General features: G+C 48.7%; 10 protein-coding genes. 6 read left to right on the forward strand and 4 right to left on the reverse strand.

Annotated features, from left to right (window positions below):
• The first annotated feature begins 502 nt into the window (after window positions 1–502).
• From PTW35_RS22625 to PTW35_RS22645, 5 genes are all read left to right on the forward strand, one after another.
• Window positions 503–1,798: a serine hydroxymethyltransferase gene (locus PTW35_RS22625; RefSeq protein WP_281029095.1), complete on the forward strand. Its 1,296-nt coding sequence runs from the start codon at window positions 503–505 to the stop codon at window positions 1,796–1,798.
• A 90-nt stretch (window positions 1,799–1,888) separates the two neighbouring features.
• On the forward strand, window positions 1,889–2,269 hold the full coding sequence (gene gcvH, locus PTW35_RS22630) for a glycine cleavage system protein GcvH (RefSeq protein ID WP_039465916.1): 381 nt from the start codon (window positions 1,889–1,891) through the stop codon (window positions 2,267–2,269).
• A 127-nt stretch (window positions 2,270–2,396) separates the two neighbouring features.
• Entirely contained in the window at window positions 2,397–5,276 is a 2,880-nt protein-coding gene (gene gcvP, locus PTW35_RS22635; RefSeq protein ID WP_281029096.1) for an aminomethyl-transferring glycine dehydrogenase, read from the forward strand.
• Window positions 5,277–5,390: 114 nt separating this feature from the next.
• Window positions 5,391–6,008, forward strand: a complete 618-nt coding sequence (locus tag PTW35_RS22640) for a DsbA family protein (RefSeq protein ID WP_281029097.1) — start codon at window positions 5,391–5,393, stop codon at window positions 6,006–6,008.
• Between the two features lie 134 nt (window positions 6,009–6,142).
• Window positions 6,143–6,943, forward strand: coding sequence for a Cof-type HAD-IIB family hydrolase (locus tag PTW35_RS22645; protein WP_281029098.1), 801 nt, complete (start codon window positions 6,143–6,145; stop codon window positions 6,941–6,943).
• 69 nt (window positions 6,944–7,012) lie between these two features.
• Here PTW35_RS22645 and PTW35_RS22650 read toward each other — a convergent pair whose 3' ends face one another.
• Entirely contained in the window at window positions 7,013–7,546 is a 534-nt protein-coding gene (locus PTW35_RS22650) for a thioesterase family protein (protein ID WP_281027559.1), read from the reverse strand.
• A 243-nt stretch (window positions 7,547–7,789) separates the two neighbouring features.
• Between PTW35_RS22650 and PTW35_RS22655 the strand changes: the two genes are divergently transcribed.
• Complete coding sequence (locus PTW35_RS22655) at window positions 7,790–8,794, forward strand: DUF1214 domain-containing protein (protein WP_281027560.1); 1,005 nt, start codon at window positions 7,790–7,792, stop codon at window positions 8,792–8,794.
• A 40-nt stretch (window positions 8,795–8,834) separates the two neighbouring features.
• On the opposite strand, the gene PTW35_RS22660 is transcribed toward PTW35_RS22655, so the two are convergent.
• The 3 genes from PTW35_RS22660 to PTW35_RS22670 form a co-directional block, all read right to left on the reverse strand.
• Entirely contained in the window at window positions 8,835–9,743 is a 909-nt protein-coding gene (locus PTW35_RS22660) for a LysR family transcriptional regulator (RefSeq protein WP_281027561.1), read from the reverse strand.
• 82 nt (window positions 9,744–9,825) lie between these two features.
• On the reverse strand, window positions 9,826–11,067 hold the full coding sequence (locus PTW35_RS22665; protein WP_281027562.1) for a DUF1501 domain-containing protein: 1,242 nt from the start codon (window positions 11,065–11,067) through the stop codon (window positions 9,826–9,828).
• A 22-nt stretch (window positions 11,068–11,089) separates the two neighbouring features.
• A complete protein-coding gene (locus tag PTW35_RS22670; protein ID WP_281027563.1) occupies window positions 11,090–17,827 on the reverse strand; it encodes a LamG-like jellyroll fold domain-containing protein in 6,738 nt (2,245 codons plus the stop codon).
• Between the last annotated feature and the right edge of the window lie 224 nt (window positions 17,828–18,051).

Raw genomic sequence — 18,051 nt, forward strand, 5'->3', positions numbered from 1 at the left:
GGTAAAAAAAATATGACCCATGCATCATATTTGAAATTTAGTTTCCAAAAGGAAACAGGTTGATTTTCAAGCGCCAGTTTTGTCTGGATTGACAAAAAAAAGTTCGACCAGCCTGCAATTCAGTATGCTTTGTAAAGGTATTGTAGAACGTCATAACCCCATACAGCACAAGGGGTGATATACAATTTTAACTTTTTGCACACACCATCAACCATCCAAATCTTTAGAAAAAAGTTAACAGCATATTAGAAATTTAGTTTGCAAAAGGCAAACGTTTGCGTAAGATTATGGCTATTAAAGTACATGTTGTTCCACTATTGGAAATTTTCGTTTAATCGGCTATCTATAGTAAAGCATGTTATGCAGTTGTTAGGCGGAGACGTTGCTCAACACGTCTTTCTGATAACCCCACAATGCGTAACAGAGACACCCCATAACAACGATATACGCTTTGGCTCGGATTAAGGACTGACCTTAGAGCGCGATTAGAGGATAACGTGAAATGAAAGCTTCGTACCAAAACCACGATTTAGAAGTGTTCTTCTCAACCAACCTTGCTCAGATTGATGGTGCTGTTAATGCCGGTATTGCGGCAGAGCTTACACGCCAGAACCAGCAAATTGAGTTGATCGCATCAGAGAACATTGTATCTAAAGCCGTAATGCAAGCCCAAGGTAGCTGCCTGACAAACAAGTATGCCGAAGGTTATGCTGGACGCCGTTACTATGGTGGTTGTGAGCATGTCGACGAAGTAGAGCACATCGCTATTGCCCGTGCCAAGCAACTGTTCCAATGTGAGTACGTCAATGTCCAGCCACATTCCGGAGCCCAGGCTAATGGGGCGGTAATGTTGGCACTACTTCAGCCGGGCGACACTATCTTGGGTATGTCTCTGGATGCTGGCGGCCACCTAACACACGGTGCGCGCCCTGCTCTTTCAGGTAAATGGTTCAACGCCGTTCAGTATGGGGTAGACAAAGACACCTGCGAAATCGATTACGAGCAGGTGCGCCAGCTCGCTATCGAAAGCCAGCCGAAAATGATCATTGCCGGTGGTTCGGCTATTCCTCGCCAGATTGATTTTGCTAAGTTCCGCGCCATCGCCGATGAAGTAGGTGCCTACCTGATGGTGGATATGGCCCACATTGCCGGTCTTATCGCCGCCGGCGAACACCCTAGCCCAATTCCTCATGCCCACGTTATTACTACCACCACGCACAAAACGCTCCGTGGCCCACGTGGCGGCATGATTTTGACCAACCACGAAGACATCAATAAGAAGATCAACTCTGCGGTTTTCCCAGGTCTTCAGGGTGGCCCGCTAATGCATGTTATCGCGGGTAAAGCGGTTGCTCTGGGCGAAGCACTAGAGCCTGAATTTAAGTTATATATCAAGAATGTGATCAGCAACGCGAAAGTCTTGGCAGAAGTCCTGCAAGCTCGCGGTTGCGACATCGTGACAAACGGTACCGACACCCACCTGATGCTGGTCGACTTGCGTCCGAAAGGCCTCAAAGGCAACCAGGTGGAAGAAGCCCTTGAGCGTGCCGGTATCACCTGCAACAAAAACGGGATCCCGTTCGACCCTGAAAAACCAATGGTGACGTCAGGTATTCGTTTGGGAACACCAGCTGGTACCAGCCGCGGTTTCGGTGCCGAAGAATTTAAACAAATTGGTCAGTGGATTGGCGATGTACTTGATGGTTTGGCTGCAAACCCTGAAGACAACAGCGCCATTGAGCAGCAGGTTAAGCAGCAGGTACAGAAGCTGTGCAGCCGCTTCCCTCTTTACCAATAAGTAACCCTTTTTTATGACAGAGTGGCCGGATAAGCCCGGTCACGGTAACAACTAATAAAATCTGCGGAAAGATTGCGCAAGGAGTTTTAAATGGAAAATACACTGAAGTTCGCCGAAAGCCACGAGTGGGTACGAGACAATGGTGACGGTACTATCACTATGGGTATCTCAAACCATGCTCAGGGCCTACTTGGTGATGTTGTATTTGTTGACCTTCCAGAAGTTGGCGATTCAACCGAAGCTGGTGAGTCTTTCTCTCTTGTCGAGTCAGTCAAGGCCGCATCTGATATCTATGCACCTGTGACCGGCGAAATCGTTGAAATCAACGAAGAGTTAGAAGACAGCCCAGAGCTAGTCAACGAAGAACCGTATGAAGGTGGCTGGATTGCTAAAATCAAAGTTCAGGACGTAGAGGAACTCTCTAACCTGATCGACGGTGAAAAATACCTAGCATCCATCGACGAAGACTAATTGAGCCGGGCTTTCGGGCCTCTGCGCCCGAGAGCCATCTTCGACAAGTAATCGCACAGCGACTCGATGACCATAAGCTATTGCAGTATGCTCAATGCAATAGGTAGTAACTGTTCAGGAAAGAACCATGACCGACATGACTCTTCTAAATGCACTAAGTGACGATAAGGAATTTGCAGGTCGTCACAATGGCCCGGATTCGGCACAACAAAAAATCATGCTGGAAACCATCGGCGTATCAAGCGTCGATCAGCTAATCGATGAAACGGTTCCGGCAGCAATACGTCTCCCAGAGCCAATGCAGCTCGACCTGCCTCAAAGCGAAGCGGACATGCTGGCCTCTCTCAAGGCAATCGCCAGCAAAAACATTATCAACCGCAGCTTTATCGGTCAGGGTTACTACAACACCTATACACCTAACGTTATTCTTCGCAACGTACTGGAAAATCCAGGTTGGTATACTGCTTACACCCCATACCAGCCTGAAATCTCTCAAGGCCGCTTAGAGTCTCTGCTTAACTACCAGCAGATGATCATGGATCTGACCGGTATGGAGCTGGCTAACGCTTCCCTACTCGACGAAGCGACAGCGGCAGCTGAGGCAATGACCCTGTGTCAGCGTGCCAGCAAGAACAAAAGCAAGGCGTTCTTTGTCTCTAACGACTTGCACCCACAAACCGTGGATGTTGTCCTCACTCGTGCTGGTTACATCGGTATTGAAATTATCCGCGGTGATATCCAAGATCTTGACCAGCACGATGTATTCGGTGCTTTGGTGCAATACCCAGGGACAACCGGTAACGTACAAGATCTGACCGCTATTATTGATGCGGCCCACGCCAAGAAGACCTTGGTAGCTGTAGCTTCAGACCTACTGGCGCTCACCCTGCTTAAAGCTCCGGGTGAAATGGGCGCTGATGTCGTGATTGGTTCAGCACAGCGCTTCGGTGTTCCGATGGGCTTTGGTGGCCCGCACGCTGGTTTCATGGCAACCAAAGACAAGCACAAGCGCACTATGCCGGGCCGTGTTATTGGTGTCTCTAAAGATGCGCGTGACAACCAGGCGCTGCGTATGGCAATGCAAACCCGTGAGCAGCACATCCGCCGTGAGAAAGCGACGTCGAACATTTGTACCGCTCAGGCACTGCTTGCCAACATGGCAGCGTTCTACGCGCTTTACCATGGCCCAGAAGGTCTACGCAAGATCGGCCGTCGCGTACATCACCTTACCGCGATTCTTGCTGCCGGCCTGCGCAATTCTGGTATTGAGCTGGCCAATGACAGCTTCTTCGATACCCTGACGCTGAACACTGGCAAGAAAACGACTGAGTTCTACAACAAGGCACTGGATGCCGGCATCAACTTACGCAAATATGATGCCCAGCTAGGTATCAGCATCGACGAAACAACTAAGGTTGCCGATATCGAAGAGCTTTTGGCGCTATTTAGCGGCGAAGGCCTGAAAGCGTCGATGTTCACGGCAGATATCGCCAGCGACGAGTTTGCCGCGATTCCTGAGAGCTGCCGACGTACCAGCCAATACCTAACTCACCCGGTGTTTAACCAGTACCACAGTGAAACGCTGATGATGCGTTACATGAAGAAGCTGGAAAATAAAGACTACTCACTGACTCACGGTATGATCCCGCTGGGCAGCTGCACCATGAAACTAAATGCTGCCGCAGAGATGATCCCGGTAACCTGGCCTGAGTTTGGTGCCCTGCACCCATTCGCGCCAGCAGAGCAAGCCAAAGGTTACGCCGAGCTGGCCGACAACCTGTCCAAAATGCTGTGTGAAATCACCGGCTACGATGCTTTCTCACTACAGCCAAACTCAGGCGCGCAGGGTGAATACGCCGGCCTCATCGCTATCCAGCGCTACCATGAGGCCAACGGCGATGCACACCGTAATGTGTGTTTGATCCCAAGCTCTGCCCACGGTACCAACCCGGCATCTGCGGCGATGGTTTCGATGAAAGTTGTGGTAGTCGGCTGTGATGATCAGGGCAACATCGATGTTGAAGATCTTAAAGCGAAGATCGAAAAACACCGTGACAACCTGTCTTGCATCATGATCACCTACCCGTCTACGCACGGTGTATATGAAGAAGCGGTACAGGAAGTGTGTGAGCTAGTCCATGAAGCTGGCGGTCAGGTTTACCTTGACGGCGCGAACATGAACGCCCAGGTTGGCCTAACCAGCCCTGGCTTCATCGGCTCTGACGTTTCTCACCTCAACCTGCACAAGACCTTCTGTATTCCACACGGTGGCGGCGGTCCGGGCATGGGTCCTATCGGTGTTAAATCTCACCTTGCTCCGTTCCTACCGGGCCACGTTGAGAACACTGAAGCGGATCAGCCACAATATGCTGTTTCAGCTGCGGATCTGGGTTCTGCGTCTATCCTGCCAATCTCTTACGCCTATATCGCGATGATGGGTGAAGCGGGTCTGACTGATGCGACTAAACTGGCGATCCTAAACGCTAACTACGTAATGGAGCGTCTACGCCCTCACTACCCGGTTCTGTACCGTGGTACCCATGGCCGTATTGCTCACGAATGTATCATCGACATTCGCCCAATCAAAGAAGCGTCAGGCATTTCTGAAGAAGATGTTGCCAAGCGTCTGATGGACTACGGTTTCCACGCGCCAACCATGTCGTTCCCTGTTGCGGGTACGCTGATGATTGAGCCTACGGAATCGGAAGACATTGCCGAGCTAGACCGCTTCTGTGATGCCATGATTGCTATCCGTCATGAAATCGCCCGAGTTCAAGATGGCGAGTGGGATCTGAAAGACAACCCGCTGGTTAACGCACCGCACACCCAAGCTGACATGATGGACGCTGAGTGGAACCGCAGCTATAGCCGCGAACTAGCCTGCTTCCCATCGGCCCAGACCAAAGATGCGAAATACTGGCCGACAGTAAACCGCGTTGATAACGTGTTCGGTGACCGAAACCTCGTATGTTCTTGCCCAGGCATTGAGAACTATATTGAAGACTAAGGGCTAATAGTAACCAAATATTAATTTGGTCTAACCTATTAAAAATGGACAAGCTTCGGTTTGTCCATTTTTTGCTTTTAGCACGAGTAACACCTAACCAAGGAAGGACACAACATGCCCTTATCAAAGGTAAAGCTTTATTACGTATATGATCCCATGTGCTCTTGGTGCTGGGGTTACAAGCCAACATGGAATCAAATTTCCGAAGGTATATCCGATGAGGTCGAAATCATCTATGTTGTTGGTGGCCTTGCCCCCGACTCTGATGTTCCTATGCCCGAGGTCATGCAGCAACAGATTAAAGCTTACTGGAAGAAAATCGAAGACTACCTTGGCACCCAGTTCAATTATGACTTCTGGGTCAACAACACACCTCGCCGCTCAACTTACCCCGCATGCAGAGCAATTCTCGCAGCCCGCGCTCAAGGCGCTGAGCTAGCAATGTTAAATGTCATTCAAGAAGCCTACTACCTGAATGCCAAAAACCCCAGTGATAACGACGTGTTACTTAATTTGGCACAAGGTTTAGGCTTAGATATAACTCAATTCAAAGCTCAGTTTCTTTCTGAACAAACTCACCAGCGCTTATTAGATGAAATCGCCTTTGCCCGCTCAATTGGTGGCAATAGTTTCCCATCATTGCTGATTGAGGTAGAAGGAAGGATTATCCAAATACCAATCGATTATCAAGATGCGGAGGCAACCATTATCCAGATCAGGCGTGTTACCTAGCTAGTACAGAGTGTATAGAGACCCGTTATAATGTACTGCTTTTCTCTTTGTTTGGTAAAAGTACTTGCAGAGATTCATGACTCATGTAGTTTGTCATGCTTGTTCCACTTCTATTGCCAACAACGCGGTTAACTATGCCAAGTACAGACATCAAATTCATTGCCGTCGATATGGACGGGACCCTACTCGATGAGAATAGCCAACTACCTGACGATTTCTATTCGGTTTATCAGCAGTTAAAGCAACGCAATATTATCTTTGCCGCAGCATCGGGTCGTCAGTATTACAGCTTGATGGAGACGTTCGCACCAGTTAGCGATGATATGATGTTTATTGCCGAAAATGGCACCATGGTGATGCACCAGGGTAGAGAGCTATACCGCTGTGAGATTGATAAGCCTTCCATTGCAGCGATTATCAAGCAGGCGCGAGCAATTGATGGGACACATATTGTCTTGTGTGGTACGCAATCAGCCTACATTGAAACCCAAGATCCACGGGCGCTCAACGAGTTTGCGAAGTACTACCAGCGCTGTCAGTACGTCAGCGACCTCTTGGCTGTTGACGATGACTTTATCAAAGTCGCAATTTGTCATTTCGATGGCACCGAAGAACATGTATTCCCAAATTTTGACCGCGAATTTGGACAGAGCCATCAAGTGGTGGTGAGTGCCAAGATCTGGCTTGATGTAATGAATGCCAATGCCTCCAAGGGGGCCGCAATTGAGCACTTGCAGAACACGCTTGGCTTCAGCTTTCAGCAAACGATGAGCTTTGGTGATTACCTCAATGATTTGGAAATGCTCAAAGCAAGCTACCATTCTTATGCCATGGATAACGCCCACCCGACGGTAAAACAAACCGCCCGGTTCTCAGCGCCAAGTCATCGTGATTCGGGCGTAATGACCGTAATTAAACGTGAGTTACTCGATTAAGCTTGATGTAAGTTGCCGGAGAGCCCTTTTGTGCTCTCCGCTGTTTATTTGTCTAAAGGTGTAAACCGATTACTGACCGATAGGTGGCCACGGCCTGTGCTGCTCTGAGTCAATCCATTCAGTTACCCACTGTGGCAAGATAGGTGTATTCACCGGTTCGCTCATTGCTTCAAGCAACTCGTGAGGTGGAACCAATCCTTTTTTAGAAGTCACGCCCGCTCGAATCAACACCGACGAACACGGTTTGCCGTCTACCCACATAGATTGCTCTACATATAGCCATTTGTCGTCCCAGCCGACGCACTGTGAGTACATTTTTACCTTGTGAAACATATGGATGCGTTTTCGATAACGCACTGAGCTTCCTGCAACCACCAAAGCCCACCGTTTTTTCGCCAAGACCTTCATCAACCCACAGCGAATCCCCAACTCAGTTCGCCCCAAGTCGTACAGGGTAAGAACGCGACCGTTATTCATTTCATTGAAAATATCGAGATCCCATGGGCGACAGGAGAAAGAAATTTCACATTTGTCGGTAATGTGAACCGGAGAGTTGCGCTTGGCTTGCCACATTACTTTTGCTAGTCGCATGAATGGATACATAATCAGCTCTTCCTTTAACTGTTATCTTTGTCATAAGCCACTGACTGTTAATACAATATACCCAAACTATTATCCTGTACAAAAGAATTCATGTGCACGCCCTGGATATTATTAAAACTACAAACCAGATCATCGCCAGTAATTCCATCGGGTTATTATTCAAATGCAACCAATTCATTTCTCTCATTGGGAAAAGGTCGATAAATTGGACATATCTTCTTAGCCACCATCCCAGGTAATGATATGAAAAAACGAATTTTAACGTCCCTCATTGTCATCTCATCCATGCAGGCCATGGCAGCCGTCGAAGTAACCGACGAGAACTTCGCTCGAGCAGAAACCGAACTGTATTTCACCCAGCAACTAGAGCGCCAGCCAGTCAACGTTTTCGATCACAACCGAGAAAGCGTTAGCGTCGATAACCAAATGATCATTCGCTCCAACACTGACTTGCTTTATTCAACAGCGGTGGTGGATGTATCGAAAGGCGCAACCTTCCGCCTGGCCAGAGGCGAGGCATACCAAATCATGCACTTCTTCAATAACGATCATGACAACCACATGGCGATTTATGGTGGCGAAGAAGTTTATATCGACTCGAAAATTGCGGGTTCTGACTACATCTATATTCTGATGAGAACTGCGACGACTGCCGGAATGGATGAGGCTCACAGGCTACAAGATGCTGCAGTCATTGATGCAAAATCAGCAAAACCGTTTAATCCTAGCGAAGATTGGGATAGTGCTTCTCGCGACTCGATCCGTGCCAAATGGGAAAAACAGGTAAACAGCATCAAGCCCGAAGAAGCCTTTACGTCTGGTATTACCGCCACACCAGACAACAGACAGTTCATGATTGGTACTGCGGTCGGCTGGGCAGGCTTACCTGCCGAACACGCGGTATACACCTCGCGGGCGGGAACAGGCAAAGTGGAATGCGCTAGCATTACGTTCGCAGCCCCTTCTCTTCGCTATAGCGAAGGTGGTTACTGGTCTATCACTGCATATTCAGGTCAAGGCTGGCTAATGACCAATAAGAACAGCGCCGATTCAACATCAGCAACACCAAACAAAGATGGTTCCTATACCATTCATTTCGCACCTAAAGGCGAGACATGCGGCGCCGCTGACAACCTCATTGAAGTTAGTGACGATGGCTGGAACTTCGCTGTTCGAGCTTACCGTCCAAGCGATAAGCCCAAAACCATTACCCAGATGCACAACTTCCCGCAAGTGGTACTTAAATAACTTCCAAACGCACAGGCCTCTTAACTTAAGAGGCCTCTTTTTAATCGCCGATGTTCGCTTGTGAGGCCGTTAGAATTTTACTTTTTATCCACTGATGCATAGGATGCATTCGCATGTTATGCGACTCCACCAAGACGATTTTCTTTATCTCTTCCGGGGTTTGCTCGGGGAAAGAAAGATAATCAAATTCACAATGCAAGTAATGGGCTAACTGCTTCGAGCAAGGCAGGATTAGTTCACTTTGCTTGATTACATCGAGCAGTGTATGAAGATACGAGCTCCTCGCTTGTATCTTAAGTTCGCCTGCCGACAAATGCTTTTCAATAAATGGCTGAGTATCATTCCAGCCAGGCACAACCAAACTGGCATACTGCCCCTTTTTTACTTCTTCTTGTGACAAGACCTTTCCTGCCATTGGATGCCCTATTCTGACCAGACCAACAAAGTCATCGTCACCAATAACCTGATGGGTAAACTGCTTGTTAGTAACAACCGGTGAATAGTTGATCGCTGCCTGTATTTCACCATCAAGCAATTTTTGAAGTGTTTGAGAGCCCCAATTTACAATATTAACTTGTGCGTTCGGTGCATCCTGAACAAGAGCAAGACATAACCGAGCACCAAGCCAGTTTGAGATGAATCCATTGATGGCAATGGTTATCTTGCCCTTGTATTCCAGGGGATCGAAATTTGGCGTATCTAAAATAACGGCATCTAAGCTTTCCATAATCATCGGTAGCTGCTCACCTAATTCCAGTGCACGCGGCGTCGGTTTCAGTCCTGTATGTACGCGGGTAAAGAGCTCATCATCAAAGTAGTTTCTTAAACGGCGCAATGCTTTGCTCACCGCCGGCTGGCTCAATGACAGCGCATCCCCTGCCATACGGGTATTTTGGGTTTTCAGTAGAACAAGAAAAACGCGTAGTAAATTAAGATCCAGTTGTTTCATAATCATCCAATTAAAGGCTGTTCGAGAGTATGTTTTGCAGAAAGATGGGGCTCTTCCCAGAACCCCATGTACCTAACAGTAATCAGCTAAGCAAATCTAGCACCTCCCCAAATAGGGGATACGCCCTGTCATAACTGCTGCCTAACATCCCAGCCCGCTCGCGAAGTGCCAAATGCAGATGGGTTGGAGTAAGTTCAATTCCTCCACTGTCCGGCATTAGCGTCTCCTTGTTTAACTTCACCGGCTTGATTTGGCCATCAGTGGCACCTATGACTCGATTACCGTTTAACTCACGACTCCAAACCATCATACTCCCAGTCATCCAATGATCTTTACCGTTACCACTATTGAACCAAGGGGTACGGCTAAAGTCCGAACTCATGACTATCATTGTCTGACTTGCTATCCCTTGTCGTTCAAGTTCATTGATCAAGTGGCTGACCAACTCAAAATAATTCATGATGGCATTATTTTGATTTACATCGTGATTTCTATGGGTATCAAAGCCACCTGAACTTAAGCTTACTGTTGCTGTGACTCCTGCCGCAAGCGCCGCTGCAGCTATCTCGGCCCGCCCTTTGTTACCAGATGATGGTGATGCAGGAAGCCTGTCGGCTAAGCGCGCCATCTCTCCTTTGTTCGCATGCGCCTGCATGAATTCAAGCAATGCATTACGTTCTGCCTCACTGTTCATATCATACTCGAGCTCATCCATTTGCTGTTTGTGATGCCAATCAATCTCGGCCATAACATGATCAGGCAGGTAAGGATTACTCTCCGTAAGGCGCTGAATCATGCCCACATCCGTCAGCCTCGAAGCACCAACCAACCCTCCGGTTTCACCATGACCGCCACCTAAATAAAAAGGCATGGGCATATCCTTGCCGTATGGGGCCGCGAGGAAGGCGGGAGCCACAGGCTGCAGGCTTGAATGTTTGCCAGAGGTCGACATAGCCGTCCCCAATGAGTGGCTATTGGTACCAAAGTTAATACCGTTATATACCCTCAAATCGCTGTAATGCCTGCGCATAAAGTCATCGAGCCAATCTAACCCTGCATAATTGGGATTAATTGCCGGTGCATACCGGATATTCCCAACTTGTCTTATAGCACTTACCGGATAATGGTTGATCACTCCTCGGCTTTCGCTATAGAGGACATCTCCCTTGGGGTCACATATCGATGTGACATCCCAGCCACCGCTCGCACTGACAAAAATATAATACTGATTAGCCCTAGCCGCTCTCGCGGCACTTATTGGAATACCCGCCCCCAGCAAGATGCCGGTTGCAGACAGGGCTTTTAACAATTCACGTCGATTCATATTCTCACTCCTTGTAGCCCTATCAATGGTAAAAATAACGTTGATCTTTAAGTAAATACGTCAGCAGAACAATCCAGCTACGGGTGAAGAATTCCCTGTCATTGTGAAGATGAGGCCCCTGCTGATTAAACTCAGCTTCCGTCAAATAACTTTTATACCTTGCCGGGTTACAATCATAGTTCAGCACCGAGCTCACTCCAGATGCCATGCCATTCGCTATGGCGTAGGTAAAGACCTGATAAGCCCTTTCAACCTGAGAGTCATTGATCGAGACCTCTTCTCCATAGAGGCGCCAGAACAACTCGACAATCGTTTCCTTTATTAGGGTTTCTTCATCCAATAAGTTCGATGAAACCTCTAAAGGCAAAATGCCAAGATAGTCGATGTTCGCCCCTACATTGCCATTGGTTTCCAAACGCACGGTATTGAAACCCGCATCCAATTCAGCATATATGAACTGCGTATTCCGCCACTTTCTCCAGCTGTGTGTCTGAGGAAAATCCAACGCCTCATCGAGTACCGCACCATTAACACTTAGAGCTTTCGCCCGAGGTGTACTATTGGCATTGGCGTAGGAGAAATACAAAGGATAGCGGCCTGGCTGTACAACAAAGACAGTCCATTCGATAGCTTCTCCGTACACATTACTTCCGTACTCCACAAACCCCTCTCCGGAATAGTCGGCATGATTCGAGGCGATAACCGGTCCATCGATAAGCACGGCATCCTCAGCCTCGTACCTCACCGCTTGAGCTGGAACCATGTTGGGCTCAGTCAACGGGAACAAGAAGCGTCTCTCCACCTGACGACTGAAGTCCACCGGAACCACCTGGCAAGCAGCATCGACCGAGAAACGCTGCTGTATAGAAGCACCGACGCCCGTTAGTTCCTCGATCCGTTCAGTCACATCGCTATGGTCGATTCCTCCGTATAGGACCGCATATTTGTTAGCCTGCCAATCAAGCCAGTTATAGTTTGATCGAAAGTTCCAAGGCATTCCCAATACGGCTCTATTTTTATTGTCCAACTGCTCAGGGGTCAGTAGCTGTTTGGTTCCGCCAATGCGACTAGTTCCTAGCGTGTATTCACTGAAAACCAAATCCTTAACCAACGACTGGATGCTATAGCCACTCAACTGGAATTGTTGGGCAAGTCGCTCAATATCCATTTGCTGGCGCTGATAGCGCCGATGTGCCGACTCTGAAGCCCCTTCTAGCGGACGGGGATAAAGCGGGTGACCGGTAATATCACTGAACAGTACTTTAACAACCGCGCTGGAAAAACGCGGATCATTAGCAGCCCGGTTCGTCATCCACGGCAGTGGTTCCTTGGTAAAGTAAGGAGCTTCCTCACCATTGAACCCCACAGGCAGAATCATCGAGGCATTCCAGTCTTGGCTAGACAGGCTCGATGTGCGGTAAGGTCTGGTAGGGTCAACCCAGTACTTGAATGCCGACGCAACGGGATCCATCACAGTATGGCATCCGGTACAAGCCGGGTTGGTCAATGTCGCAAGATCATCTCCCTCATCATCACTGCTCGGCCTTTGTCCATTAATTTCCATAATGTCCGTATCAAGGAAAAGCCGATAGATAGTTGCCGCCCTATGTCTATTGACGTTCGTGGCTGTTGTAGGGTAACGGCCCATGAACCCGACCGTACTTACCAGCCCCGCATGCGGTACACCCAACCTGACAGGTTGGAAATCTGTCGGATCCCACGGGTAATCTGGATATTTGGGGTCATCCAGCTCACGGAAATTTGCCTGCCATGCAACACCATAGGCTCGTGCAGAGTAATAATTCACCATGGTATAGTCGGCAGACAGTATCTCATTGAACGGCAATTGTTCTTTGGTCACATAGCGGATCAGCTGCAAGCCTTCCTGCCGGATCCCCAATCGAGTCATGTCACGCAGGTAGTCATGCAACGCGCGGTTATCATCTCGCGATACTTCGGTTGCATACCACCGGCTGTTTCCTCCCAGCCGCTCCATCTGCTTTTCGGCCACATTTTCTGGGTTCGACAGCCCCTCAAGGTGAAGCACATCGTTATAAATCGCCATGATCCTCAATGCGTGCGCGTCACTGTCTAGTAAATCACCCACCATGCCATGCAGCGCACGGCTTCCTTCACTTCGCAGCCTCTCCCTTTCCTCTTCTGTCGGTAGGCGCCCGGCCAGATTCAAACTATTTTTATAAAAAAAGTAGGCTGCCTCTGAGTCAGGAATATAAGCATTCAAAGCACTATCACTGGAAGGTGGCGGCACAATTACCGGCGGCGTTCCTTCTCCGTCCAGCAAGGTATCTCTCATCCAATCTGTCAGGACTTGAGCACAGAACCAATCACACTGGCCTGCATTGCCGTACGGCATGGTGCGTGAAATATAATCTATGATGTCATCACGTAACAAAGCCGACAAAATGGGGATCTCACCATTTCCATCTTCTCCGTGACAGGCGGCGCAATTGTATTTCTCCCATAGCCCTTGCCCACCAATCTCTTCCGGCGGAAGGGTTGGGCCATCTGGCTCTTCTGGGCCTCCAGCATCTGATTTACGGCCAATGTCAGGGGTTTGGTATAACGCAAGCACTTCACCATCATTTAGCGCCCGGCTATAGAGACGTACCTCATCCAATCCTCCCCGCATATTCTGACTAAAGCGGAATTGGCTTAACGGCTTGCTTGGCTTGGCATGAATTCCGCGCTCTATCACTTCCCCATTGCGAAACAGTGTCGCATTGCCATCAGCGTCTCGGCGGTATAGAAAATGCTGCCAAACATTCTCTATGGCAGTACCGACTTCGGTTCGAAAACGGCTGCTTCCTCTTACACCAATATAAAACCGATCTACATCATCAGCATGGTGATAAAAGCTGTCCCAGCTATCACCGATTTGAAACTGCCCGTATGTGTATTGACGGTGTGGCTTTATCCAATAGGAAACCGTAAAGTCATCAAGAGCAATCGGGTTATCCAACTTGGCATGAATGTCCCCGTCAATGAGGCCGAAACTTCCAGCCGGACCAAACTCCTCAAATACCATTTTATCGGCACTGCCATCACGCCCGTTGCCAGAGTCATCAGCTACCTTGAAATAATCCGGCGAATCGAATGACCAATGCAGCTCCAAACCAGCAGTTGATACGGTATTGGCAGGCAAACTACTGACGAATACGGATGACGGAGCAGAATAGTTGACTTCCCCCTTTGCATTGTAAGAAACAACACGGACGAACACTTCACCCCCAAAATCTGGCGTGAAGGTGAAAGATTGCTCGCCAGCAAGCACATCGCCCGCAAATTGCCACTGTCCATTGCTTGCCTGGTACTGGACAGCTTGTTTTACTACGGCCTCAGGAATCCCCAGCTCTATCGCTCTTTGCCAGCCCAATACCTCTCCTGCGATAGGCTGATATTCTTCACTCCCCTGACGCCAAGCGACAGTGAGATGATCTCCTCCTCCACCTTGATGGTGTAGTACTTCCAGCAAGTAGGGCCGATTAGCCGCTAGATATACAGCCTCAGACTGCTGCGTGGCATATTTGCTCCAATCTTGATAATTGGTCCATCCATTGACACTGGCGATTAATTCCAGTTGATCTTTGTCTTCACCGAAGCGCAGTTCGGAGTGATCATCAGAGGCAACCGCAAACTGGTAATACCCCGACCTTTCAGCGACAACGTAGCTACGAACTCTTGAACCATAGTAATCGGCATAATTTCTATGGCCATTTAAGCTTGTCAGTTCTGATTGCTCATCACTGGCAATGCCCTCGGCTATTTTCTGCTTGAATGCATTGAACGAAGAACTGTTTCTCCAAATCTGGTAGTCGGCCCCAACCTTGGGAGCCCAAGAGTTATCTGTGCTGTAGGCAAAGTCGCTATAACGCCAGCTCACCGTAATCTCTGGCTCGTCAACGACGACAGAAAGGGCTACCGCCTCTGGGACATCCCCCTCTATAGGTGGCGGCTCCGGCAAGGCTGGTGGGTTGTAGTCTTGCCAGCGCCCGTTCCATAACTGCTTGGCAACCTGTTCGGCACACACACTGTCACAGTGCATGGGCATCGAGAGAATTTTGTTGTTCAGCGCATCAAAACCCATCTCGAACCAGCGTTCAGCCACTGTTTCAATATTTAAGCCACTACTCTGCGAACCATGGCAACTGCTGCAGTTCTCGTTTAATACTGTTTCACCGACATTAGCCTCTACACGGTAACCCCACTCCATCACATAGCTCGGTGCCTGTGGCGTCAATGAAATAGCGTGAGTTAACGGCGTAGGAATAGCACCATACTGATAGCCAAAAGCCACAGTATAATCTCCGTATGGAAATTCCAGCTCCCGCGTTTCCCCCCATGGGATCAATACCTCGGTGGTCGACTGCCCAGTAATAAATACACGGACTGCAGAGGCCGTAATATCCATCGGCTTGGTGGGCGCGTTCAGTGTGAGGCGGGCCAGCCCAGACTCCAACTGGTATGTCCAAGTAACATCTTCTGAAGTACTTGCGGACGATATCAGGACGGATTGAACCGCTGGAGATGGCATCCACTCATCAATCGGATCGACTTTTATGGTGTATTCCCCTTCAGGAAGACCATCGAAAATTAATGAGGGAGTGTCCCAAGAGATATAAAAAGGCCAGTTGGTTCCTTGCGTATCCGTTAGGGTACCTGAAATCATCCGCCCTTCGATGTCTGCTGCAGGTAAGCTCGGAGGCGTGAGTGCAATCAGCCCTTTATCTAGCTCAGAGTCATCATAGCGAACCTGGTAAATCACATCGGCTTTGTCGTCACTGACAAGCAAGGATCCGTCCGCCATCACCAAGAATTCCATCGGGCGACCAATACATGCCTCCGTCAAGCATGCATAACTTTGAATATTGCCTCTATCTTGCATCCAGCCTGTTACTAGCGCTCTTTCATGGGTGACCTTGTCACCGTTTGTAATGGTCAGCATCCTGACTTCCAAGCCATCGCGATAGTCAGGGTGACCATTGCCGTGGGTGGCAAAAAGCAAATGCTGCTGCCCTTCATCGGCAGGAAAACCTTGCCAAAACGACACCCCTAGAGGTGCGGTATTCGATTCCACTTCAAATGCTGATTGCTGGTAGTCTTGTGGGTTAACCTCTGACAATGGCTTGTCAGTTAGTACACTGCCCGGCGGTATGGGACTTAATGGGCCATTATCAATCTCACTTTGGAGGATGCCGATGGTATCGGCACCAAACACGTATGGTGCACCAAAGTGCTGCCCTAGTTGCGACACCCTGTTAATTTCATCAGGATTGACCATACCTTGACGGTTATTGTCACTAAACCAAAGTTCTCCTGTGTCAGGGTGCCAGTCGAACCCGACCGAATTACGAATGCCTTTTGCGACAATCGTGCTTTCTAATGTGTCGAGATCTATCTTAAGAATCGTACCGTAGCGTTCATCTGGTGTAATACACACGTTGCAAGGCAACCCTATAGCGGTATAGAGTGCATTATCGTTGCTATCTACAGAATTGAATTTGATCGGGTGTTTCTGGTGCCAATAGCGGAAGTTGCCGGTCAAGGGAAACGTCGAATCATCGGCAGGATAAGTGAAAATCCGTTCCGGCTCTGGCATTGACTGCCAACGCTGGTCAATATCAGTGATCCGGTAAAGACCACCAACGGTAGAGAAATAAAGCGTGCCATTGCGATACGCTACACCATGTGGCTCCTCGTAGCCGGCAGCGACTATGTGAGGTCGACGCTCTCCTTCCTGCTGTGAAAGATCAAGTGCATAGATCATCCCTGCTAATGGATCGGAGTCCAATGGAATTGCACTAGAGCCGACATACACCACACCGTTTCCTTCCACCATCTGCCGTGGTTGGTATAAGCCTGTCGCAAAAATATCGACACTGACACCTGGTAGGCCGTGTAATTTATCAAGCGCAATTGGTTGACGGTAGCTGATCTCTTTCTCCGCTGAATCTGCGTCATGCTCCAAGCGGATTAATTGAGGCATAAAACGGGGCATATAGCCGTCAACGTTATCCAACGTTAATTGGTACTCCCCTTTTGGCAAGCCATCAATAGTAACCTCTTCCCCCCATTTCCCATTGACAGGATAACGGTGACCATCGCGCCATAGCTGTCCGGTCACAAAAGGCTCGATTCCTTCTGCCGGCGCAACCGGTAAACTAAGAATTATTTGCCCTTGTCCTACGGGGCCGGCCGGTTCGAGATATAGCCCTTCAACCTCATCAGCACTTAGAGCTGAACCATAGACCCGCAGCTCATCTAGTTTACCGTTAAGGGTTGCAGTAGTGCTATTCGCACCAATAGTAAAAGTATCCCAAGGAGAAGGCGGGTCAACTTGCTGTGATAAGACAGGGCGACCATTGACATAGGCCGTCAGTATATTTTGCTCATCGTGGGTAAACGCCAGGTGCGTCCACTCGCCAATGACCAAACGGTCAGCTTGTGAAAACTGTCCAGGTAGCATACGCGTTTGCGTTGAGGTACCAACATAATAACTACCGTTATTATTGCTGTGGAAACGAAAAGCCCCCCATGCAGCCCCAACACGCTGATTGTAATTTTCCAGCTTATTGGGTTTAAGCCAAAATGACACCGTGTAACTGGTAGGTCTCCATCCCGCAAAAGGGATCGATACCATACCGGCGTCATCGCTGATCTGAATAGCCTGACCTGCAACCCCGTCAACAAAGGAAAAAGCTCCCGAGGGGGAGCCATGTCTTTGGTATTGACTTGAATCCATTAGCCGTCCATCTTCTAGCCTATCATTCATATTCAAGTGAAGCATTAAGGACTCTTGTGCTCGAATTTGCCATGACATTAAAAGAAGGATGAATAATGTATACCCTTTTACTAAAGCTATATTACTCATAACATCAAACTCACTTATATCAATATTATTTTTTTAATTTCCATTACACTTTCAAATCAATAATTAATTAATAAGTTACAGCCCCCCTATGCAAT

The sequence above is a fragment of the Photobacterium sp. DA100 genome (assembly GCF_029223585.1).
Taxonomy (GTDB): domain Bacteria; phylum Pseudomonadota; class Gammaproteobacteria; order Enterobacterales; family Vibrionaceae; genus Photobacterium.

Bases quoted from the DNA above. Each gene is read 5' to 3' on its own strand.
- PTW35_RS22625 (WP_281029095.1), top strand. From the start codon at position 503: ATGAAAGCTTCGTACCAAAACCACGATTTAGAAGTGTTCTTCTCAACC.
- gcvH (WP_039465916.1), top strand. From the start codon at position 1,889: ATGGAAAATACACTGAAGTTCGCCGAAAGCCACGAGTGGGTACGAGAC.
- gcvP (WP_281029096.1), top strand. From the start codon at position 2,397: ATGACCGACATGACTCTTCTAAATGCACTAAGTGACGATAAGGAATTT.
- PTW35_RS22640 (WP_281029097.1), top strand. From the start codon at position 5,391: ATGCCCTTATCAAAGGTAAAGCTTTATTACGTATATGATCCCATGTGC.
- PTW35_RS22645 (WP_281029098.1), top strand. From the start codon at position 6,143: ATGCCAAGTACAGACATCAAATTCATTGCCGTCGATATGGACGGGACC.
- PTW35_RS22650 (WP_281027559.1), bottom strand. From the start codon at position 7,546: ATGTATCCATTCATGCGACTAGCAAAAGTAATGTGGCAAGCCAAGCGC.
- PTW35_RS22655 (WP_281027560.1), top strand. From the start codon at position 7,790: ATGAAAAAACGAATTTTAACGTCCCTCATTGTCATCTCATCCATGCAG.
- PTW35_RS22660 (WP_281027561.1), bottom strand. From the start codon at position 9,743: ATGAAACAACTGGATCTTAATTTACTACGCGTTTTTCTTGTTCTACTG.
- PTW35_RS22665 (WP_281027562.1), bottom strand. From the start codon at position 11,067: ATGAATCGACGTGAATTGTTAAAAGCCCTGTCTGCAACCGGCATCTTG.
- PTW35_RS22670 (WP_281027563.1), bottom strand. From the start codon at position 17,827: ATGGATTCAAGTCAATACCAAAGACATGGCTCCCCCTCGGGAGCTTTT.